General features: G+C 54.7%; 18 protein-coding genes. 3 read left to right on the forward strand and 15 right to left on the reverse strand.

Annotated features, from left to right (window positions below):
* Window positions 1-46: 46 nt before the first annotated feature.
* Together TMES_RS13860 and TMES_RS13865 are read right to left on the reverse strand one after the other, a co-directional pair.
* Complete coding sequence (locus tag TMES_RS13860) at window positions 47-4,501, reverse strand: translocation/assembly module TamB domain-containing protein (protein ID WP_085583489.1); 4,455 nt, start codon at window positions 4,499-4,501, stop codon at window positions 47-49.
* Window positions 4,501-6,504: an autotransporter assembly complex protein TamA gene (locus TMES_RS13865; protein WP_245835420.1), complete on the reverse strand. Its 2,004-nt coding sequence runs from the start codon at window positions 6,502-6,504 to the stop codon at window positions 4,501-4,503. Before TMES_RS13865 ends, TMES_RS13860 begins: the two co-directional genes overlap by 1 nt.
* Before the next feature lie 368 nt (window positions 6,505-6,872).
* Between TMES_RS13865 and TMES_RS13870 the strand changes: the two genes are divergently transcribed.
* Window positions 6,873-8,834 carry a GNAT family N-acetyltransferase gene (locus TMES_RS13870; RefSeq protein ID WP_085583614.1) on the forward strand — a complete coding sequence of 654 codons (1,962 nt, stop codon included), beginning with the start codon at window positions 6,873-6,875 and terminating at the stop codon, window positions 8,832-8,834.
* A gap of 68 nt (window positions 8,835-8,902) precedes the next feature.
* Here TMES_RS13870 and TMES_RS13875 read toward each other — a convergent pair whose 3' ends face one another.
* The 5 genes from TMES_RS13875 to TMES_RS13900 all read right to left on the reverse strand — a co-directional run bounded on the left by TMES_RS13875 (window position 8,903) and on the right by TMES_RS13900 (window position 13,680).
* Window positions 8,903-10,012 carry a GNAT family N-acetyltransferase/peptidase C39 family protein gene (locus TMES_RS13875; RefSeq protein WP_085583491.1) on the reverse strand — a complete coding sequence of 370 codons (1,110 nt, stop codon included), beginning with the start codon at window positions 10,010-10,012 and terminating at the stop codon, window positions 8,903-8,905.
* Between the two features lie 109 nt (window positions 10,013-10,121).
* Window positions 10,122-11,858 carry a SulP family inorganic anion transporter gene (locus TMES_RS13880; protein WP_085583493.1) on the reverse strand — a complete coding sequence of 579 codons (1,737 nt, stop codon included), beginning with the start codon at window positions 11,856-11,858 and terminating at the stop codon, window positions 10,122-10,124.
* 212 nt (window positions 11,859-12,070) lie between these two features.
* A complete protein-coding gene (locus TMES_RS13890; RefSeq protein WP_085583497.1) occupies window positions 12,071-12,484 on the reverse strand; it encodes a protein tyrosine phosphatase family protein in 414 nt (137 codons plus the stop codon).
* 42 nt (window positions 12,485-12,526) lie between these two features.
* Window positions 12,527-13,432: an MBL fold metallo-hydrolase gene (locus tag TMES_RS13895; RefSeq protein WP_085583500.1), complete on the reverse strand. Its 906-nt coding sequence runs from the start codon at window positions 13,430-13,432 to the stop codon at window positions 12,527-12,529.
* Entirely contained in the window at window positions 13,429-13,680 is a 252-nt protein-coding gene (locus TMES_RS13900; RefSeq protein ID WP_085583502.1) for a YgaP-like transmembrane domain, read from the reverse strand. Before TMES_RS13900 ends, TMES_RS13895 begins: the two co-directional genes overlap by 4 nt.
* Before the next feature lie 215 nt (window positions 13,681-13,895).
* On the opposite strand from TMES_RS13900, the gene TMES_RS13905 reads away from it, so the two are divergent.
* Entirely contained in the window at window positions 13,896-14,624 is a 729-nt protein-coding gene (locus tag TMES_RS13905; RefSeq protein ID WP_085583504.1) for a TenA family protein, read from the forward strand.
* An 89-nt stretch (window positions 14,625-14,713) separates the two neighbouring features.
* On the opposite strand, the gene TMES_RS13910 is transcribed toward TMES_RS13905, so the two are convergent.
* The 8 genes from TMES_RS13910 to pcaD all read right to left on the reverse strand — a co-directional run bounded on the left by TMES_RS13910 (window position 14,714) and on the right by pcaD (window position 21,677).
* Window positions 14,714-16,054 (reverse strand): 3-carboxy-cis,cis-muconate cycloisomerase, encoded by a 1,341-nt coding sequence (locus TMES_RS13910; protein WP_085583506.1) that lies wholly within the window; start codon window positions 16,052-16,054, stop codon window positions 14,714-14,716.
* Window positions 16,055-16,180: 126 nt separating this feature from the next.
* A complete protein-coding gene (gene pcaF, locus TMES_RS13915; RefSeq protein WP_085583508.1) occupies window positions 16,181-17,386 on the reverse strand; it encodes a 3-oxoadipyl-CoA thiolase in 1,206 nt (401 codons plus the stop codon).
* 3 nt (window positions 17,387-17,389) lie between these two features.
* Window positions 17,390-18,160 (reverse strand): CoA-transferase subunit beta, encoded by a 771-nt coding sequence (locus tag TMES_RS13920; RefSeq protein WP_085583510.1) that lies wholly within the window; start codon window positions 18,158-18,160, stop codon window positions 17,390-17,392.
* A 2-nt stretch (window positions 18,161-18,162) separates the two neighbouring features.
* On the reverse strand, window positions 18,163-19,014 hold the full coding sequence (locus TMES_RS13925; RefSeq protein WP_245835422.1) for a CoA transferase subunit A: 852 nt from the start codon (window positions 19,012-19,014) through the stop codon (window positions 18,163-18,165).
* A 170-nt stretch (window positions 19,015-19,184) separates the two neighbouring features.
* Window positions 19,185-19,772: a protocatechuate 3,4-dioxygenase subunit alpha gene (pcaG, locus tag TMES_RS13930; RefSeq protein ID WP_085583514.1), complete on the reverse strand. Its 588-nt coding sequence runs from the start codon at window positions 19,770-19,772 to the stop codon at window positions 19,185-19,187.
* A gap of 3 nt (window positions 19,773-19,775) precedes the next feature.
* Complete coding sequence (pcaH, locus tag TMES_RS13935; RefSeq protein ID WP_085583516.1) at window positions 19,776-20,477, reverse strand: protocatechuate 3,4-dioxygenase subunit beta; 702 nt, start codon at window positions 20,475-20,477, stop codon at window positions 19,776-19,778.
* Window positions 20,474-20,884, reverse strand: a complete 411-nt coding sequence (pcaC, locus tag TMES_RS13940) for a 4-carboxymuconolactone decarboxylase (protein WP_211275921.1) — start codon at window positions 20,882-20,884, stop codon at window positions 20,474-20,476. Before pcaC ends, pcaH begins: the two co-directional genes overlap by 4 nt.
* Window positions 20,877-21,677, reverse strand: coding sequence for a 3-oxoadipate enol-lactonase (gene pcaD / locus TMES_RS13945; protein WP_085583520.1), 801 nt, complete (start codon window positions 21,675-21,677; stop codon window positions 20,877-20,879). The genes pcaC and pcaD overlap by 8 nt, the downstream gene beginning before the upstream one ends.
* Before the next feature lie 128 nt (window positions 21,678-21,805).
* Between pcaD and pcaQ the strand changes: the two genes are divergently transcribed.
* Entirely contained in the window at window positions 21,806-22,747 is a 942-nt protein-coding gene (gene pcaQ / locus TMES_RS13950) for a pca operon transcription factor PcaQ (protein ID WP_085583522.1), read from the forward strand.
* Window positions 22,748-22,759 lie beyond the last annotated feature (12 nt).

Here is a 22,759-nt window from a genome sequence, read left to right on the forward strand (position 1 = left end):
GGCCCGGCTGATTTTCCGCCGGGCCGTGTTTTTGTTGTCACAACAATCAATAATCCAGTTTGAACTGAATACCGGCCTTGCTGTCAATTTCGCTGGTTTCGCTGGTGACTTTGATATGCGGGGTTAGCTCAATTTCAACCTCAACCCCGCTTGACCCCGGCGTGGTTCCCTGCTTGGTGCCAACATAAATATCGTCGGTCAGATATTTACCGGCCTTTACCGTGGGCCCGTTCTCACCGCTGTCGACCCGCAAAACATCGGCCCCGATGAAATTGCGGATGGTGCCAATCACATCAAGCCCGCCGCCATTCCCCGAAAGCTGGGCGGCGGCATTGGCCAGTTGAACGGCTTCAACCGCACTTAGGCTGCCTTGCGACTTGCCAAACAAAACCTGCGACAGAATTTCGTCTTGCGGCAATGCCGGTTCCGAACTCAGGCTTAGTTTAGGGTCGTTGGCCGGGCCGGTTAAGGATGCCGTCACCGTTAAATCATCGGTCGTGTAAACCCCGGCAATGTCAAGCAACGGATCGGGCGGTTGGGCGCCGGAAAATGTAATTTTGGAATCCCTGATGACAAAGGTTTTGCCAATCAGGTCCAGTTGACCGCGCAAAGCGCGTAATTCGCCCACAATCTTGGGGTTATCGGCCCGCCCGGTAATATCAAGATGCCCGCCCCATTCGGAATCAAGGCCCTTGCCACGCACAAACAGGCGCGCAGGCACATCGACCTTGGCATTCAAATTGGTCACAAACCCGCTTTGGGCGACGGCATCCTTTTTCTGGTCTTCGGTTGGTACCTTGGCAAGGTTTTGCACATCAAGCTCTGGCACTGTGGCGGGTAACGCCACGCTTAAATCAACCTCGCCCCGGCGCAATGTTGTGGTGCTTTCGATATCGGCTTTGTTTTCATCGCCGGTCACATCAACATCAACATCGGTCCAGACGCGCAGTTCATCCATGCGGGTGATCGCCATGTTGCGCATGGTAACATTGGCGGTGTAATTCACCCCGTCGCCAAGTTTGACATCGGCCTTACCGGTCAGGGTGCCCTGCCCGCCGTCATTGGCGGACAGGTCGGTTAGTTTAAAGCCGTCATTGTTAAACACACCATCAAGCACAATATCCTGAACCAGCGTGCCATATTGCAAATGCTCATAGCGACCATCGCGCAGCGATACCGTACCCTTCCATTGCGGGTCAGACAGGGTGCCATCAACGCTGGCGTCAAGTTTGACAACCCCGGCAAGTGAATGATCGGGCAGTGGCACATAGGGCCAGAACTGGCCAATTTCACCATCCATTTTCGCCGTTGCCGAAAGCGGCTCGTCGGGCGATACCGCAAACTGACCTTTCAGAAATGAAACATCGAACGGCAGTTCGGCATTTGCCGTTATGATCTGCATATCAGGCCGCCCCATATCAAGATCAGCCGAAACATCACCGTCGCGCAACGATGCCGTCAAATTCAAGGCAAGCGGGGGTAATTGTGCCGCCGCCGCAACGCTGATATCGCTGATTTTGCTAGTGATATTGGCTGTCGCCGGTTTGCCCGGCTTTTCGTGGGCATCGGCATTCAGGGTTAATGTGCCATCAAGCCCGGCAACATCAAACATCGCCCCCCACGGCCCCAATACCAGCGATTTGATATCGGCCGTGGCATCAAAACTTTTACCCGGCGCAAGATCCAGTTTCGCGTCAAGTTGTCCGTCGCCAATCGATAGCATGGCCTTGGCGGTCAAGCTGCCATTAGCACCTTGGCGAAAGACCAGCGGCTGGCGCAAGGCAATATGCTGGGTGCCAACATCGGCATTCAGCTTGCTTGCCGTTACTGCAATATCATTGGCGATGGCAATTTCAGTCGCGGCATCCAGTTTCACCGGAATGCGGTTTTGCACCATGGCGCGCGCCTGAACCGTTGCCTGTAATTTCGCCAGAACACCTTTGATCGTTGCGGTTATTTTTTCTACCCGCGCATCGGCAACGCCAATATCCGCCCCGGTTAATGTGACATCCAGGTTCGGGTCACCAAAGGCATTGTTGATATCACCCTTAATCGTAACATCGTCTATCCGTGCGGTTTCAACCCCGTTCGGGTCCACCATCCGCAGGCCTTTGGCCGATAATGTTGCGATAATATGCTGCGCAGCATTTTTGGCGGAAAAGTCAGCATTGGCGGTTATGTTACCATTGGCCAGCGGCACCCCGAAACCTTGTGCCATCATCGCGTCCAGCCGGGTTACCGCAATAGTACCGGTTAACGGTACGGCATTACCCGGCAAGGCAATATCCCCGGTCAGATCAATATGTTTGCCTGCCAGTTTGATATTGGAAACCCGGAGGCCACTTGCGGGCAACCCAACATCGGCATTTAACCGATAGGGATCATTGCGCCAGTCAAACTTGCCGGTGTTTTGCAAGTACAAAACCCCGGCATTCGTGGCTTTAGCCTGCCGCCACGAAATATGGCTGGGCAGATTAACGTTTTTAAAGGCTTCGCCAGACGCAGCAAGGGATGGCACCACAAGGGTGACATCGCCCTGCGGTTCAGCCAAAGGACCGTCCAGTTTTGCGGTCAGGCGGGCTGCCTTGCCCCCCAGCGATACCGGCACCGATGGCGGCACAATTCCGGCGGCCAGTGCCACATCAGCATTAAGCGACAATTGGTTGAAATCATTGGTGATCGATACTGTTGCCCCGCCATTAATGTTAGCTGTTTTGACATCATCAACAGTCACCACAAGGTCCATTTGCGGGCTAATGGTGACATTGGCGGCAATGGCCGGGCTGGTGCCCACCACATGGTCCAGTTCGGCAATGCCAAAGCCAGCCTCGCTGGTTTGCAACGTGATTTTGGCCTTGCCCCCGTCGGTTGCATTCCAGGTAATATCGGAAATATCGAGCGTACCTTGCCCGTGCAAATCCATGCCTGAAATGGGCGCAAAGGCCGCAAGATCGCGAATATCGGTCTGCACGGATGCCTGATCGACATTGCCTTGCCCATCAATAACCGCGCGCCCATTTACATCTAGTTTCGGGGTTTTCAGGGTTAAATCATCAAGGGTGATTTTTGCAAAATCGGCGGTCGCAACGCCGTCCACCGTAATATCCTGCTGCGTCCCCACCATCGCGCCCAATGTTTGGTCGTCAAATTCATGGCCGGTGGTGTTGATGGTAGCGTGCAGGGCAAAGTTACCGTTCGTCGGCACAAGCTTTGCGTTAACTGCCAGGGTATCAATATGCGATACTGGCGTTTTAACGCTTTGTGCGGAAATGTCGGCATCGATTTCGGGCAACGCCAAATCGCCGGTGGCATGGGCGGTCAGCGACAATCCCTGCCAAGTGGCACTGTTGTCAATCAGAGCACTGGCGGCACCGTCGATATCGGATGTCAGTTCGGCATCAATCTGGCTGTTTGCCAAATCAATATCGGCAGACCCGCGCAAGGCCAGCAATTTGTCCTTGAGAACGTCAAGCGAGGTGATCGCAAGTTTATCGTTTTTGCCGTCATATTGCCCGTTTGTTTTAACCGAAATATCGCCCTGCAGCGGAACAGGCAAAGATGATGCCAGTGATCCCAGCGTCGTTGCTGCAACATCCAGACCAAAGCCGATTTTGCGGTTATCGCGCACCTGCACGTCAATCACGCCACCAACTTTGCCAAGGTCGCTGGCATCAAACGCCAGATCACCATGCCAGTCATTGGCGGGGCCGCTGCCTTTTAACGATAGCGTAACATCGGGTGCATCATTGGGGTTTAAACCGGCCAGCGCCATGATCAAGCCAGCACGGTCCAACCGCCCGTCGATATCGGCCTTAAGCTTTTGCGCATCCGCATCAAAATCCAGATCGGCACGGATATGGTCCACCCCGCCGTCAAGCGGCTGCAAATTCAGCCCCAATACCGCCGACAGGTTTTGGCTGGCAGATGCATGGGCATCCAAACGATAGGAAAAAACCCGCCCGTCAGCCGGATTGGTAATCTGGATTTGCGGAATTTCCAGGGTGCGGAGCTTTACCGCCACCGGCAACGCAAAACCAGACCCGGTTTCGTCTTCCGGGTCTTCAGGCGTTTGAGCGGCGGTTTTATCAGGCAATGTTACCGCCAGGCGCGATGCCGAAATGCGATCAATATCCACCTTTGCGCCAAACAACGCCAAAGGCGACCATGCCAGCACCACATCATAGCCCGCAATCGCAAGGCCGGTTTCGGGCATGTTTACCGTTAAATCCGATATCGAAAGCTGGCCCCACAGGCTGCCTTCCACCCGGCCTAAGACAAATTTACCATTTATGGCGTCAGAAACGTTTTGATTGATCCACGGGGTAAACTGGCGCAGCACCGGGCCGGTACCGGCCAGCACAATGATCGCGACCAGCACAAAAAACAGGGCCACAACCCCGATCACACCACGCATCACCCACCGCCGCACAGGGCGCGGCCGGGGCGATTTTTCGGGTGTTGTCTTATGGGCCGGGCCGTTCGACTTATTCAGCTCAGCCATTAAAACGCCTGACCCAAACTAAGATAGATCTGGTAGTTATCATCAATATTTTCACGTTTATCCAACGGCACTGCAAAATCAAACCGGACCGGGCCGATGGCGGTGTAATAACGCACGCCAAGCCCGGTTGACCACATCAGGCTGACATCATCGGGTTTGACACCTTCATAAACATTACCCCCTTCAACAAAGGGAACCAGCCCGATGCTGTCGGTGATACGGGCCCGAAATTCCAGCCCTGCTTCGATCACGGAGCGCCCCCCGATCGGGTCGCCATCGGCGTTAAGCGGGCCTACCGTTTGATATTGGTAACCCCGCACCGATCCGCCACCACCAGAATAAAATCGTTTGTTGGCAGGTAGCGAAGAACGTTCATCGCCAATGATGCTGCCAACCCGGCCACGGCCCGCCAAAACGTAATATCCCCGGTCGTCAAAGGCGTAATATTGCGACCCGTTCAGCGAGATCACGGCAAATTGCGTTTCCGCCCCGGCAAGGCTGATATAGGGCGACACGCTGAGTTCCAGCCGGTTTCCGGTCGTCGGGTCAAGCGGGTTGTTGGTATTATCGTGGCGCAAAACGCCGCGCAAACCACCCAGATAGAATTCCTCGTTCGGGGAATCGGCCCCGGTCAAATCGGAATATTCAGCTGTCAGCCCATAGGTGGCCGACCAGTTTTTCCAAAATTCCCGCTCGATCCCGGCAAAGGCGTTGGCAAGGTCGCCATCATAGGCGTCTGTGCTATAGCGCGTTGCTTCGCTTTGCCCGACAAGGGCCTGATGACGACGTAAAAATTGCGGTTTGCGAAAAGTCGCCGAAGCCCCCTGCTGTAACCCCGACCCTTCCAGTTTCAAACGCAGCTTTTCGCCTTTGCCAAACAGGTTGCGGTGTTCCCAAAAGGCATTGGCACCCGGCCCGTCGGCAGTTGAAAAATCAACCCCGCCACCAATGGATCTGTGATCGCGTTCGGCAACCCGCATTTCAACGGGAATTTCACCGTTTTCGTCAACCTGCCCGGCGGGTTTGACGATCACGGAATTAAACAGGTTGGAGTCCGCAAGATCGCGCCGGGTGGTGGTGATTTCGCTGGGCGAATAAGGCTGGCCTTTTCCCCAACTGTGATACCCGCGAATAAAATCGGCATCGACATCCTGGGCACCAACCACATTGATTTTGCCGAACCGTGCCTGTTTCCCCGTCATCACTTCATATGTCACACGCATGGTTTTTTCTGCTGTATCGGCCAACACCTTTTTCTTGCCCGCTTTGACCAACGGGTAACCGTCATTGCGAAAAACATCGAGAACACTTTGCTCGGCAAGAATGATCGGATCGGCTTCCGCGCGCATCCCGATGGACAAATTTGCCGTTTTCAATTCGGCATCGGTCATGGACCGGGTTTCACGGCTGTCATCAGGATGAATAATTGTGATTTCAGCATCGGACAGCAAATAAGGCGTTCCGGTATCAATCCGGTATTCCAGAACAAGCGGTTTTGGGGGTGCCTTGCTGGCCAATGCCGGGGAATCGGGTGCTGTGGTTTGCGTATTCGCGTCGCCTTTATTACCATCAGCCAAAGCAGCCTTGGGCGCTGCGGTTTCAGCATCTTGCGGCGCGGCAACTTCTTCGCCCTCGGGGGTTATCGCGATGTCACCATTTGCAGGTGCCGCGTTAGCATCATGAATATCATAATTCACCACCGCATCATAAAACCCGAACGACCGCAACACACGGGTAAACCGCGCAACGTCATCCTCTGCGCGCCGATCAAGCCCGGCTTTCGTCGGGGTCGGGCGGTCTTGCAATCTTATGGCGGTGCTGTTTTCCTTTAAGGCTGCCAGCAGCCGTTCTTCGTGCGGGTCAAGGCCCTGATAGGTGACGGAATAGGGAATGGCACGATCAACATCCTGTGTTGCCGTCGAATCCGCGCCGTCGCCGAAAGGCAAGTTTCCGCCGAGCGAACACGCCGATAGCATGGATGCCCCGACCAAAACCGACAGCATCCCCCGTCTTTTTCTGCATCCACCCGAAAGCAGATCAATTCTTTTTGGCAACGCCCCTGTCCCTTTTGTGCCTGTTTCCGAATTTGCGATCCGGTATGTTATACGCAGTCTACCTGGAAATGTTTCACTGTGACTTTGCCCCTGAGTGCGATTTCGCGATGGCTACCATTAAAAAATGGCAACCGCATGACCACCGATTTCACGCTATTGTGCAGGGCCTGCACCCACAAGGCTGTCACTATTGGTGATATTTATCATGGCAATGTGTTACAGGCTAACCGGCAAAATAATATATAATCATTGCAAATAGTATGCTTCGGGGTCATCCCGCAAAAACTGTCATTGTATCGGGCCAGAAGGTTTCTTTCATGCCACATTCACAAGCTACCCCGATTGTTGTCCGTACCGCGCAAAAAGCCGACATTGACGGGCTTTGCGCCATCGAACAGGCCGTTTTCACCACCGACCGCATGAAGCGCGCAACGTTTTCGCGCTTTTTGCGCCAGCCCACCGCCCGCGTTCTGGTGGCCGATGCCGGCGATGACGGTGTTGTTGGCTATGGCATGTTGCTGTTGCGGTCCGGCAGTGGCACGGCCCGGATTTACTCGCTGGCCCTTTCCGAAGACTGGCGCGGCAAGGGTTTGGGCACACAGCTTCTGGCCGGGCTGGAAAGTGTCGCGATTGAGGCTGGCTGCGACAAAATGCGCCTTGAAGTGCGCGACGATAACCATTCGGCGCGCGCAATTTATGAACGGCACGGCTATATCGACGTTGCCATTTTACCCGACTATTACGAAGACGGTGAAAATGGCAAACGCATGGAACGCCACCTGTTTGATGCAACGTCGCAACTTTCACCCGCCATTTCAACCGGCGCGCCGCTTATTCTGGTCGATCATTTACGCGACCTGCCCTTTGGCGTTTCTGGCGCACGGGTAATGAAAGTACGCGATTACCTGGCGCTGGATCACGGCATTCGCAATCGCCGGGTGATCAACCTGTGCCATTCTTATGAATATCTGTCGCGCGGCTATTATTGCAGCCTGTTGGCCGCTGCACGCAGCGAACGCGTCATCCCCGAAGCCGATGTATTGCTGGATTTAAACTGGAAACGCTTGCAAAAAACGGCCCGCGCACAAATTGGCCCCATGATTGCCGATGCCCTGAACAAGCCCGGCGCGGAACGGCCCGACCATATTGATGTTTATTTTGGTCGCACCACCGATAAACGGTTTCGCGACCTTGCCCAGCGCGCGTTTGACCAGTTTCGCTGCCCGATCCTGCGTTTGCATTTGAATGCCGGCGACAAAAAAATACTGCGCGAAATCGAAGCCCCATCCCTGCATCACCTTGATGCCAGCGAAATGCCCGCATTTGAAACCGCCCTGAAAGCCTATTTGCGCGGCCGCGTGCGCAAACCGTCAAACGGGCGCGCACCCACCGCCCTTATTGCCATTCTATATGACCCCGAAGACCCCCTGCCGCCGTCCGACAGCGATGCACTGGCAAACTTTGTTCAGGCCGCCGCCGACCTTGGCGCACGGGCCGAATTGATTACGGCAAAGGATTTTCACCACCTGTCGGAATTTGATGCCCTTTTGATCCGCGAAACCACCGCACTGGACCATCACACCTACCGCTTTGCCAAACGGGCCCGCAAGGAAGGTATCCCGGTGATTGACGACCCGGAATCGATCCTGCGCTGTACCAACAAGGTTTATCTGGCGGAATTGCTGCGCACCCATCACATCCCGGCCCCGCGCAGTGCCATTTTTGACAAACGCCGCATCGATGAAATTGCCGGCCAGTTTAATTTCCCCAGTGTTTTGAAAGTCCCGGACGGGTGTTTTTCACGCGGGGTGCGCAAGGTCACATCACGCGAAAATTTGCACCAGATCGCCGGTGAAATGTTCAAAAATTCCGAATTGCTGGTGATACAGGAATATGTCGAAACCACCTTTGACTGGCGGATCGGGGTTTTGGGCGGCGAACCGCTTTATGCCAGCCGCTATTTCATGGCACCGGGCCACTGGCAGATCGTCAAACATGAAGATGACGGTAAAAATTTCGAACAAGGCGGTTTTGAAACCGTTGCGATTGAAGATGCCCCGACCGACATCGTCTCAACGGCCCTTGCCGCCGCCCGTTTGATGGGAAATGGCCTTTATGGTGTGGACATCAAGGAAACACCCTATGGCCCCATGATTATCGAGGTGAATGATAATCCCAGCATTGATGGCGGCGTTGAAGATGCCGTGATTGGCATGGATTTGTATCGTCGCATCATTGCCCATCTTTTGGGCCAGATTGCCCAGCCATGGACGATATAAACCACAATACAGCCCACTAAACCAAAACACCTGCCAGACCCGCGTGCAAACGGGTTTTGGCGGGTGTTTTACTTGGGCAGGTCAATAAAAACAGCCGCCTGCAATTTTGACCGTCCATACCGCGCCATCAAATCAAATTCGTGGCGCAATATCGGCACCGACACACAATCGCTGCCGTTATAGGGCTCGTCATCCTCGCCAATATCGGGGTCGGTGACATAAACAAAACGGTCATCAAAACCCGAAACCACCACCCAGTGCGGAATTTTATCGCCGTAAATGCGATATTGGCTGATCAAAACCAGTGCCATTTGCCCGTTGCTGCTGTGGCGTTCAATGTCAGCAATGCCAAATGCCCCCGCCGTTACCGATATACCCGCCTGTGCGGCCTGATCGGCAAAATCATAATGCACGAGTTCAACAACCTTGCGGTTTTCGGGCTTGCGCACCGTATCAACAAATAACGGCCCCTCGCGCGACACCAGAACCTGTGCGCCAAACCCGCGCCGATAGGCCGCCAATGCCAGCCCCAACGGGCCACAGCCGCCATGCCCCGATGTCATAAAAATGGTGGTGGCTTCGCGCCAAATGGCAATTTCGCTGCTGCGGTCCATTTCAATGGCCGGATCAAGCGCATTCATCGCCATCATCAGTGATGCCGGGCCGCAGGTGAACGGTAATGTCTGGTGATAAAAATGCAATGGCGAGGGCCGATGCATTAATTGCGGCACCAACACCTTTTCCATGCGCAAGGCCGGGCTGTGATCGGGGAAATAATCCGGATACAGGGCAAATTCCAGATAACCGTTTTTTCGATAAAGCGAAATTGCCGCCGCATTTTGCGGGTGAACTTCAAGCCGCAATATCGGCGCGCCAAAATCCAGAGTGCCTTCTTCAGCCCGCGCCAATAATGCCTGCCCGATCCCCTGCTTCTGAAATGCCGGGTCAACTGCCATGCTGTAAAGCCGCGCCAAGGCCGTGTTGCGGCGAAAAATCACCACGACATAGGCAATCACGGCGTCATCGCGAACGGCGACCCAAAACCCGGCGGAGGCACTGGCAATAAAATGGCGCATGGTCCGGCGCGACATTTTATCCTGATCGAAACAGATATCTTCAATTCGACCAAGGTCAGCAAGATCAGCATCTGTTGCCGGACGCAAAACAGGATCAGACATACATTTTCAACCCAAATTCATCAGGGATTTCGCAGCGGAAATTATGGCAATGTTTCTGGCGCGAAACATAGCACATTGTCTGTGAAATCGGGTCACTGCATAGTGCTATTTACGCAATACGGCACGGCGTTAGCGCCGATGGGTCCAGTTTTGATAGCGCGTCATATTGCGATAAAAAAACCTGCCCGGCCAATTCATCCACAAACCCGCTAGGTGCCAGGCGGTCCATCACCGGGCCTTTGACTTCGGATAAATGAAACGTCACCCCGGCATCGCGCAGGCGTGCGTTTATTTCACGCAGGCTTTCAAGGCCGCTGGCATCAATTTCATTCATCGCCGAACACATCAGCACCACATGTTTAAGGCCGGTATTTTCCGCGATCAGCGCATAAATCCGATCTTCGAGAAACCGGCAATTGGCAAAATACAGGCTTTCATCGGGACGCACTGTTAGAACCGATGTGCCGGTGGCAACGTCATGGCGCAAAATATTGCGAAAATGCTCGGTCCCGGGCACTTGGCCCACCACCGCAATATGCGGGCGGCTGGTGCGATGCAAATACAGCATTAATGACACCACAACCCCGCCCATAATGCCAGGTTCAATCCCCCAAAACAGGGTCAGCGCAATGGTCACCATCATCGCGCCAAAGTCGGCCCGCGAATAATGCCAGATGTGAATAATTGTTTTAAGATCCACCAGTGTTAGCACCGCCACAATAATGGTGGCCGCCAAAGTGGCCTGGGGCAGGTAATACAGAACCGGGGTTAAAAACAACGTTGCTCCGGCAATGCCCACCGCTGTCATTAAACCCGCGGCCGGTGTTTGTGCCCCGGCATCAAAATTAACCATCGAGCGGGCAAAACCCCCGGTAACCGGCAGCCCCCCGGCAAACCCTGCCCCCAGATTGGCCATGCCCAACGCAATTAATTCCTGATCGGGGCGAATGCGCTGCCGACGTTTTGCCGCCAGTGTCTGGGCCACCGATATGGTTTCAACAAAACCGATCACGCTGATCAAAAGGGCGGGCAAAGCCAGTTGACGCCACAAATCGGGATCGAAAGACGGCAGCGAAAAAGCCGGAAAACCTTGCGGGATGGTGCCGACAATTTTAACGCCACTCGCTGCCAGATCAAAATACCAGCTCGCCAGTGTGGTAATGACAACGGCCAGCACCGGTCCGGCCCGAACCACAAAGGTTGCCCAAACACCGGCCATACCCAAACGGCGCAATATGGCAGGCAGACCGCTACGCACCCAGAACAAAAAACCCAGACAGCCAAATCCCAAAATTGCAGTCAGGACATTCATCTCAGCAGCGTGCGACACCAGACCTGCCAGAATTTCAGCCAGATTGCCGTCGGCTTTGGGCAGTCCCAGCAAATGGCGCGCCTGCCCCACGGCAATTAAAATGCCAGATGCACTGACAAAGCCGGAAATAACCGGATGGCTTAGAAAATTGGCGATAAACCCCAATCGGAACAGGCCCATTGCCAGCAAAATTGCCGCTGAAATGATTGCCAATGTCATCGCCGCCAAAACCGGGCTTACCCCGGCGGGTAAATGAAGGGCACCAATGATCAAGGCCGTCATCAGGGAAATAAGGGCAACCGGGCCAACGGCCAATGTTGCCGATGTGCCAAAAATGGCGTAGGCCACCAACGGCAAAATGCTGGCATACAGCCCGACTTCGGGTGGCAACCCTGCCAGCATGGCATAGGCCAGACTTTGCGGGACCAGCATGATGGACACAATAACCGCCGCAACAAAATCGTTGGCGGCGAATTGCCGGTTATAATGCCGGCCCCAATCCAGAATGGGGAAAAAACGGGAAAGCGGGCGCAAATTTCATTCCTTTATGAAGGCGTTAACCTGCCCCCACCATCGCGCCCTTTTCGCAGTTACCCGCATCGCATCGCCATCCATTGCCAGGAACCATCCCAGTCAAAACAGGGTGCCCGCAGACACCCTGTTTTCATTCAGGCCCGGCAGCACCGCAGGTGCCCCAAAAAATGGCAGCAACCGCTTGTCTGCCCGGCCTGAAGCAATGATATGATCTAGCGGCGTGCGTCGATCCGCGGGACCAGGCCTGCCATGTCGTACCCGGCATTGGCCGCAGCACTGACAATTTCAGACGTGGTCATTTTACCGGCATTGGCCAGCGACCACAAAATGGTGCAGCGCGTACCGGTACGGCAATAGGCGAAAACAGGCTTGCTGGCAGTGGCAAGGGCACTGGCGAAGGCATCGACGTCGGCATCCTGCACGTTGCCGCTGACAACCGGCAAAAATACAGTTTCAAGGCCACATTCCGCCGCCTTGGCGCTGATTTCGTCAAAGGATGGCTGACCGGGATCTTCCTGATCGGGGCGATTGCACATAATCGTTTTAAAGCCCGCATCGGCAATGGCAGGAATCGCTTCAAGCGGCACTTGCGGCGATACGGTCAGATCATCACTCAGACGTTTCATGGTATGGCATCCGTTTTTGTTAACGTATTGCCGCAAATGTCCCTACAGAACATCTAACGGCACCTTGATATAACGGATGCCATTATCTTCGGCTGGTGGCAACTCCCCGGCGCGCATATTTACCTGAACAGAGGGCAAAATAAGCCGAGGCATGCCCAGTGTCGCATCGCGATCGGTGCGCATGCGGACAAATTCTTCCTCGGTAACATCATCGTTTAAATGAATGTTATTTTGCCGCTCGTTGGCAACCGTGGTTTCCCAACAATAATCATCACGCCCCGGTGCCTTGTAATCGTGGCACATAAACATGCGGGTTTCGCCCGGCAACGCCAGCAACCGCCGGGCGGAGTGATAGAGCATGTGGGCATCCCCACCGGGGAAGTCACAACGTGCGGAGCCGTAATCGGGCATGAACAATGTATCACCGACAAACACGGCATCGCCGATCAGATAGGACATACAGGCGGGTGTATGCCCCGGTGTGTAGATAGCGCGACCCTGCAAGGCACCAATGTCAAACGTATCGCCATCACTGAACAACCTGTCAAACTGGCGACCATCACGGGCAAAGGCCGTTCCGGCATTAAATATTTTGCCAAACGTATCCTGAACCACCGTGATCTGCGCGCCAATCGCCATCATGCCGCCCAGCTTTTGTTTCAGATACGGGGCGGCAGACAAATGATCGGCGTGAACATGGGTTTCGAGGATCCAGTGCACCGTCAAATTATGATCCCGGACATAAGCAATAATCACGTCGGCCGATGCGTGGCTGGTGCGCCCGGCTGCCGGGTCGTAATCCAGCACACTGTCAATAATCGCACAGGCCAGCGATTGCGGATCGCGCACAACATAACTGACCGTAAATGTTGCCGGATCAAAAAACGCTGTTACCTGCGCGATACCGGGGGTAGCACCGGTGGCCGGGTTATGTTGTGCTGCCGTCATTTGGCCAACCCGGTCGGTTTTGCGCCCCCGCCCGTTTTGCAGGTACGGATGCCAAACATCCAGTAAGCCGGGCAAAAACGGAAAATTGCCGTTGCGGCCAAAACCACACCGACCAGCAAAGATACCCAGGCAAAACCACCCATGGCAGCCATAACACCGGCTTCACCGGCCAGCAAAAACGGCAATACCAGCAATATAATCCCGGCAACAAGCCGCAAGGTCCGATCCAGACTTCCAAGGTTCGTCATAATGGTCTCCATTAATTGGGTCTGATATTTTTTATATTATAAAATTATGTTTTACAAATGTTATTTGCTCAACTTTTCGTGTGGAATGTCGAACCGTTCCAGAGTTCGCGTTGCCCCCTGCGGGCAATCACCGTCATGCTGATATTTGCAACCCGGTTGCGGGAACACTTACCCCGTGCTAGCCGTATTACGGTATCGCATCTGGAGATTGGTCTATGTCTGGTTCTACAAATGCCGGTTCGTTCACGGATTGGCCCGAATGGCACAAAGCCAACCCGCAACAGGGTTTTTCACAATGGCTGATGTCAACTGTTGCCGATGACTGGCACACCGTTACCCACCATCCCTTTACCGATGATTGGGGGCAAGGCAAGGTGCCCACCGAAAACCTGCGCCGTTATCTGGTGCAGGACCACCGGTTTTTAGACCGCTTTGTCGCCCTGCTGGCAGGTGCGGTATCGCGCGCACCAACGCTGGCCGATCGCATTCCGGGCTGCCAGTTTCTTGCCCTGATTACGGGCAAGGAAAACACCTATTTCGAACGTTGTTTTACCGCCCTTGGCGTGCGCAACAATCAACGTTTCGGCACACCGGACTGGGACGCCACCAAGGGCTTTAAAGACCTGATGGCAGAAGCACTCGAAAGTGCCAGCTATGCCAATATGATTGCGGTACTCGCTGTTGCCGAAGGCACATATCTGGGTTGGGCTGCGCGGGTGGCAAAAACGGTTCCGGCCAATCCGGCGCTGGATTTCTGGTTTTCCGAATGGATTGATCTGCATACCGGAACCTATTTTGAAAGCGTGGTTGCCTATTTGAACGGCCAGCTAGACGCAATCGGCCCAGATTTGAGTGATGGCGAACGTGCGGCTTGTCAGGCCCGTTTTGCCAAGGCGACCAAACTCGAAATTGACTTTTTCGATACGGCCCAAGCAGGCGAATAATACAAAGCGTTAAACACCGACATGAAAACAAAGGGCGGGTTGCATATCGGCACCCGCCCTTATCGTTTGAACTGTTATCTATTTCTTGCTCAGCTTTCCGACAGGTCTCGCTGGGCTGCGCCAATCACACGGTCGATATAATGATTGCTCATGCCAATATAATTGGCCGGATTGCGGACGTGTTCCCAATCAACAGCAGCATCCGTTAATGTTGGCAATTCATCAAACATATTGCTGTGGTTTTGCTGCGATTGCGCAATCGCCTGTTTGACAATCCGGTCGGCATCGTCGCGCGCGATATGGCTGGCAAGGGCAAAGGTTGCGGCCTCGGCCAGCATGGCACCGTGCGAAACGTCCATGTTTTCGCGCATTTTTCCGTCATTAACGCGCAAGGACGGCACCATTTCCACCGCCACCGCCAAAGCCTTGCCACTTGCCATAACAATTTCGGGCAGGCTTAACCATTCCAACAGCCAGGCCGTCCCGCTGCGTTCATGTTCATGTATTTGCGAATGATAAAGATGCGACATCTGGGTGGCGCTAAACCGCGCCAGCGTCACCAGCATTTCAGCCGATATCGGGTTTGATTTATGCGGCATGGTCGATGACCCGCCCCCACCCGCCGGGGTAACTTCGGCAATTTCAGACTGGGCCAGCAAAACCAGATCCTGCCCCATCTTGCCCAGCGCCCCGGTTAACATTGTTAACTTTGAGGCCAGTTCAACCACAACATCGCGCTGGCTGTGCCACGGCATTTCGGTAATGCCCAATCCCAGTTCATCGGCCAGATAATGTTCCACACTTGCCGCATCACCGCCCAAAGATGCCAGTGTTCCCGACGCCCCGCCAAAGGACAGCCGCAAAAACTGCTGTGACGCGGCGACAAGCTGATGATCCAGCCGCACCAGTGGCAGCAGCCACCCGGCCGCTTTAAGGCCAAAGGTTGTTGGCACGGCCTGCTGGCTGCGGGTGCGCCCGGCCATTACGGTTTGGCGATGATCCAGCGCGACCCCCATCAAGGATTTGATCACCCGGCGCAAACGCCGCCGTATGACGGCAACAACATCGCGCATCCGCAACACAAGGGCCGTATCCACCACATCCTGACTGGTGGCACCAAAATGCACATAACGGGCATCGTCCCCGCCCATTTCGGCCTTTAATGCCTTAACCAGGCCCGGCACAGGCACACCGGTGCTCGCCGTTGCGGCGGCCAAAGATGCCGGATCGGGCACAAAATCGCGGCAGATATCGCCGATGCGTTTTGCCGCATCTGGCGGGATAATCCCGGCGCGGGCCTGCGCGCTGGCAAGGGCAGCTTCAAACAGCACCATCGATGCAATAACGGCATCATCGGTGAAATAAGCGGCAATTTCCGCATCGGCAAAAAGCGGGCCGAGCAACGCAGAATCGAAAGGTGACAGGGTCATGGTCTTCCCCGTGATAAAAATACGAACGCCACCATACCGGTAAAACCAACATGATGGCGTTGTTAATTCGATGGTGGCATCCGGTGCGCTTTTACGTCAACACACAGCATATCTCATCGCAGCAGCTTACACTGCCTCAAGCGCAATGGCGATGCCCTGCCCGACACCGATACACATGGTCGCCAGTGCATATTTACCCCACACACGTTTTAACTGGCGGGCTGCCGTGCCGGTTATACGTGCGCCAGACATGCCCAGCGGATGGCCCAATGCAATGGCCCCGCCATTGGGGTTCACCCGTGCATCATCATCGGCGATGCCCAAATCACGTAATGTTGCCAAACCTTGCGATGCAAAGGCTTCGTTCAGTTCAATAACGTCGAACTGGCTAACGTTCATGCCATACCGCGCCATCAGTTTTTTGCTGGCCGGTGCCGGGCCAAAGCCCATGATGCGCGGCGGCACACCGGCGGTGGCCCCGCCCACAATGCGGGCAATCGGGGTTAGGCCATATTTTTTAATTGCGGCTTCAGAAGCGATAATCAAGGCCGCGGCCCCGTCATTAACCCCCGATGCATTGCCCGCCGTCACCGAGCCGCCTTCGCGAAACGGGGTGGGCAGTTTTGCCAGTTTTTCGGCGGTGGTGCCGGGGCGCGGATGTTCATCGCGATCAACAATAATGGCGTCGCCCTTGCGTTGGGGAATACTCACCGCAACGATTTCCTCGGCCAAAGCACCATTTTCCTGTGCGCTCACGGCCTTGTCTTGCGAGCGGGCGGCAAAGGCATCCTGATCGGCACGCGAAATGCCAAAATCCTCGGCCACGTTTTCGCCGGTTTCGGGCATCGAATCAACGCCGTATTGCTTTTTCATCACCGGGTTAACAAAGCGCCAGCCAATGGTGGTGTCGTAAATTTCGGCGTTACGCGAAAAGGCCGAACTGGCCTTTGGCATCACAAACGGGGCACGCGACATGCTTTCCACCCCGCCCGCAATCATAATATCGGCCTCGCCCGCCTTGATCGCGCGGGCCGCCATAATAATGGCATCCATGCCCGAGCCGCATAAACGGTTCACCGTGGTGCCGGTCACATTCTCGGGTAAACCCGCCAGCAGCAAAGCCATCCGGGCCACGTTGCGGTTATCTTCGCCTGCCTGATTGGCACAGCCAAAGATAACATCGTCAATGGCTTCAAAATCAACATCAGGGTTACGGTCGCGCAAGGCCCGTAACGGGATGGCGGCCAAATCATCGGCACGCACCGACGATAGCGCCCCGCCAAAGCGGCCAATCGGGGTGCGGATATAATCGCAAATATAGGCTTCGGTCATTCTTTATTGCCCCTCATGTGCGGCATTGGTGCGGGCATGCAGGTCGCGCAAAATTTGCAATTCATGGTCAGATGGCACCGGCGTTTGGGCAATTTCATCGGCAAATTCCACCTGCCAGCCGGTCGCGGCAATAATATCGTCGCGGTTAACGCCGGGATGGATGGATGTAACGATAAAATGCTTGTCCACCGAATGCGGTTCCATGATGCATAAATCTGTAATCAGGCGCGACGGCCCCTTGGTGGTCACACCATAACTTGCACGATCATCGCCACCCTTGCCATAGCCAAGCGAGGTGACAAAATCGATTTTTTCAACAAAGCCGCGTTTGCTTTGTTTCATCACCAGAAAAATCTCGCCGCAACTGGTCGCAATTTCAGGCGCACCACCACCGCCGGGCAACCGCACCTTGGGGTTGTCGTAATCACCAATCACAGTGGTGTTGATGTTGCCGTATTTATCAAGCTGGGCCGCGCCCAGAAAGCCAACCGTAATTTTGCCACCCTGCAACCAATAACGGAACATTTCCGTGACCGGCACGGTATTCATTGCCGTTTCACACAATTCACCATCGCCAATCGATAACGGCAAAACGTCGGGCTTTGTGCCAATGGTGCCGCTTTCATAAATCAGCGTAATTTCGGGCGCATGGGTAAGGCGTGCCAGATTACATGCCGCCGAGGGCATACCGATGCCAACAAAACACACATCTTGATTGCCAAGGGCACGCGCGGCGGTAACGGTCATCATTTCAGTGGGGGTGTAATTGGTCATGATCAGGCCTCCGCCTTGGCATTGTGCATCTTCAGGCGTGTTGCGAAATCTTCGGGCCCACCATTCATAACATGCTGGTCGATCCAGTCCTTAAAGCTGTCGCGGTCCCTGGCGATATTGTCCCATGCCTTGTAAAAGGCATTGTCACGTTTGTAATAGCCTTGCGCATAAGACGGGTGCGCGCCGCCGGGCACATGCACAATTGTTGAAATCGCCCAGTTCGGCAGCATCACCGCATTAAAGGGAATATCGGCAAAATCATCGACAATTTCCTCGACCGTGATGATCGATTTTTTGGCCGCCAGCACCGCTTCCTTTTGCACGCCAACAATGCCTTCAAACAAAACATCGCCTTTTTTATTGGCCTTTTGCGCATGGACCACCGTAACATCGGGGCGAATGGCAGGCACGGCCGCCAGGCTTTCTCCGGTAAACGGGCATTTTATAAATTTAATGTTGGGGTTTACCCGTGGCAGTTCCGCCCCGCGATAACCCTTGAACACAGCACAGGGCAAGCCTGCGGCACCGGCATCATAGGCATTTGCCATGGCAGCATGGCTGTGTTCCTCGATCTCAAGCTTGCGCGGCCAGCCATTTTCCAAGGCATCGCGCAGCCGGTGCAACGACCCCACACCGGGGTTTCCGCCCCAAGAAAACACCAGTTTTTTGGCACATCCCGCCCCGATCAATTGATCATAAATCACATCGGGCGTCATGCGGATCAGCGTTAAATCGCGTTTACCCTGACGGATAATTTCATGCCCCGCCGCATGGGGAATAAGGTGGGTAAAACCCTCCATCGCAATCACGTCGCCATCCTGCACACAGGTGGCAACGGCATTTTTTAACGACATGAATTGTGCAACCACAGAACATTTCTCCCGGGGCAAATAGAACAGGTTCTGATCGGGTCAATATCGCCTGCGCAACGCAACGCCGCACCGCGCACCCCAATCAGAAAACGATAAATGCGATACAGGCCGTGCGGCTTGTATGCCAACAGCGGCCGATATCGCCATAATATTCAGACGTCGAAAAACACGGTTTCCCGGTCACCCTGCATGTAAATATCAAACCGGTATTCGGGGCCGGTTGGTGTGTCATTGCGCGCCGCAATTAATGTATCGCGCCGGTCCGCCGGCACGGATTGCAGCACCGCACAGGTGCCATTTGCATCGCTTTCATCGCTAAAATAAAGCCGGGTGAAGGCATGGGTTAACATGCCGCGCATAAACACCGTGACATTGATAAAGGGTGCGGCGGCATCGGCAACAACGCCGGGTTTTACCGTGTGAAAAACAAACCGATTATCGGCATCGGTGCCCGTGCCACACCGGCCCAACCCGCGAAAACCGGCATTGTCCATACTGACCGGTTCGCTGCTATATTGGCCCGCCTCATCCGCCTGCCAAATCTCGATCATGGCATCGCTAACCAGCACGCCATCACCATCAAAAACCTGGCCCATAACGCGAATATGCTCGCCCTTGGCATCGGGCCCGGCAACAACGAAATTGGCAAGGTCGGTAAAGTCATAACCATACTGAACCGGGGTTAACCCATAGGCAAAATAAGGCCCGACGGTTTGTGACGGGGTTTCTCCGTACGACATGGCTTAATCCTCCATCGGGGTGGCGAAACGTCCGCGCAGGACAATGTCAAACTGATAACCCAAGGCAAAACCTTCTTCGGTTTTATCAATCAAAAATTTCGCCACCAGCCGGTTTCGCGCGTCTTCGTCGGGCGTGCCCAAAAAGATCGGGTCAAGGTCAAGCAACGGGTCACCGGGGAAATACATTTGCGTTACCAGCCGTGTGGCAAAGCCCGGCCCAAACAGGGATAAATGGATATGGTTGGGGCGCCATGCGTTAAAATGGTTCCCCCACGGATAGGCACCGGGTTTGATGGTATAGAAAACATAATTGCCGTTTTCATCGGACATGCACCGACCCGACCCGCGAAAATTGGGGTCCAACGGCGCGTTATGCTGATCAACCTTGTGAACATATCGCCCCGATGCATTGGCCTGCCATACCTCGATCACGGTGTTGGGCACCGGGCGACCATCGCCGTCCATGACCCGGCCATGCACCACAATGCGTTCGCCAATCGGCGCGCCGTTCACACAGCCGTTTTTGGTCAAATCCCAATCAAGATCACGCACCACCGCACGGGCAAAAACCGGGCCGGTGCCTTCCGACAAACCGGGTTTTATGGCAACCAGCGGCTTTGTCGGGCCGCGCAAAAGGGTCGATTTATATCCCGGCGCGATATAGGGGGCATGGCTGTTCCAGTCCCGCGGTTTGAACCCGGTCATGATTGTGTTTCTCCCTGTTGATCTGCTTTTTTATGATCAATTTCAGCAAAGACCTGTTTGGCAATGCGAAAGGCAGTATTACCGGCAGGCACACCGGCGTAAATCGCCACATGCATCAAAACTTCGCGAATATCATCGCGGCTGGCCCCGGTATTAACGGTGGCGCGCAAATGCATTGCCAGTTCTTCTTCGTGGCCCAGTGCCGCCATCAGGCAAATGGTTAAAAGTGACCGTTCCCGTTTGGAAATAACCGGGTTTTCCCAAACCGTCCCCCAGACATTTTCGGTAATATAACGCTGAAAAAAATCGTCAAATTCCGTGATTCCGGCTGACGCACGATCCACATGGGCGTCGCCCAGAACGGATCGGCGAGTTTTCATGCCTTGCTCAAACCGGCTCTCAGACAAGGGCGTTCTCCTTGATAAATCCGTCAATCAACCGGCAAAGTTCCTGGGGTGCTTCAATTGGCGGCAAATGCCCGACCCCCTCTATCAAGGCAAATTTCGCATGCGCGATACTATCGGCCATCGCCCGAACCAGGTCTGGCGGGGTGGATTGATCAACCGATCCCGCGACACACAAAACAGGCCGTGATAAAGCCGATGTGCTTTTGGTCAGATCGGCATCGCGAATGGCGGCGCAGGTGCCGCCATATCCGGCCACCGGGGTGCGCACCAGCATCGCCTGATATAGGGCGGACAAAGCAGGTTTACGCGCGCGGTAACTTGCCGACAGCCAGCGTTCAATCACCGCATCGCCAATAACCTCCATGCCGCCTTTGGCAATGGCATCGATGCGGGTGTTCCAGCCGGTGGCATCGCCAATTTTGGGTGCGGTATCGCATAAGATAAGCCCGCGCACGCGGTTGGGCGCAATCGCCGCCAAATGCTGCGCAATCAACCCGCCAACCGAAAGCCCGCAGACAATGGCATTTTCAACACCAAGATGGTCCAGCAGCGATAAAAGATCGCGGGTGTGAAGGTCGATGCTGTAAGGCGCGTCGCCAATGCCTGAGAGGCCATGACCGCGCTTGTCATAGGTTATCACACGAAAGGCCGGGGCAAATGCCGCAACGACATCGTCCCAAATTCTAAGGTCCGTGCCCAGCGAATTGGAAAAAACCAGAACCGGCGCATCCTGCCTGCCCTGATCGGCATAATGCAGGTGCGTTCCGTTCAGGTCGGCAACTTTTAGTGTCATTTGTTTCCACCCTGATTTGTTAACGTCACTTTGTCAGGGAGTTTTGGTTATGTAAAATGAGCATTTGCGCTTTTTGCATAACTATTTAATTATGAATAAAGCAAAAACCCCGAAATACGAGGCGCAATGTGCTGGACCACCGGATTAAATTTCGCCACCTGACCTGCTTTTTGGAGGTTGCACGCCAACGCAGCGTGGTTAAAGCGGCCGACACATTGGCCATTACCCAGCCCGCTGTTTCCAAAACCCTGCGCGAACTTGAAGAACATCTTGATGCACGGTTGTTTGACCGTTCCAAACGCGGTGTGACCTTAACCGATTATGGCAAGGTTTTTTTGCGCTATGCCGGGGCCAGCGTAACCGCCCTGCGCCAGGGGGTGGACAGCATCAGCCAGGTGCGTGCGCAAGGCGGCTTAACCATTACGCTGGGCGTTTTACCTACGGTTGCCGGTACCATTATGCCCGCGGCCTTAAAACGGTTCAAATCGCTGGGAACGAATACAACGCTTCGCGTTATTACCGGGCCCAATACCGTGTTGCTTGGGCAATTGCGGGTGGGCGAGATGGACCTTGTTATCGGCCGCCTGGCCGAGCCTGACCAAATGTCGGGCCTGTCGTTTATTCATTTATATTCCGAACATATTTCGCTGGTGGTGCGGCCCGGCCACCCCCTGTTGGTCGATGCCAATCTCGACCTGAGCAAAATTCGCGATTACACCGTGCTGGTGCCGACACCCAATGCCATTATTCGCACCGTGGTGGACCGCATGTTGATTGCGCACGGCATCGGCGCGCTGCCCGACCGCATTGAAACGGTTTCAACATCGTTTGGCCGTGCCTTTACCCGCGAAACCGATGCCATATGGATCATCTCAAACGGTGCCGTTGCCACCGACATCGCCGATGGCGTTTTGGTGGAATTGCCGATTGATACCAGCGATACCTTTGGTCCGGTTGGCCTGACAACCCGGGTAGACGCCCCGACATCGCCACCGGTTGATATGCTGACCAATGTTATTCGCGAAGAAGCAGCCCGCCATCACAGCGCACATGCGCTCGCAAAAACATAATCATTTGGTTAT

Source organism: Thalassospira mesophila (genome assembly GCF_002115755.1).
Taxonomy (GTDB): Bacteria; Pseudomonadota; Alphaproteobacteria; order Rhodospirillales; family Thalassospiraceae; genus Thalassospira; species Thalassospira mesophila.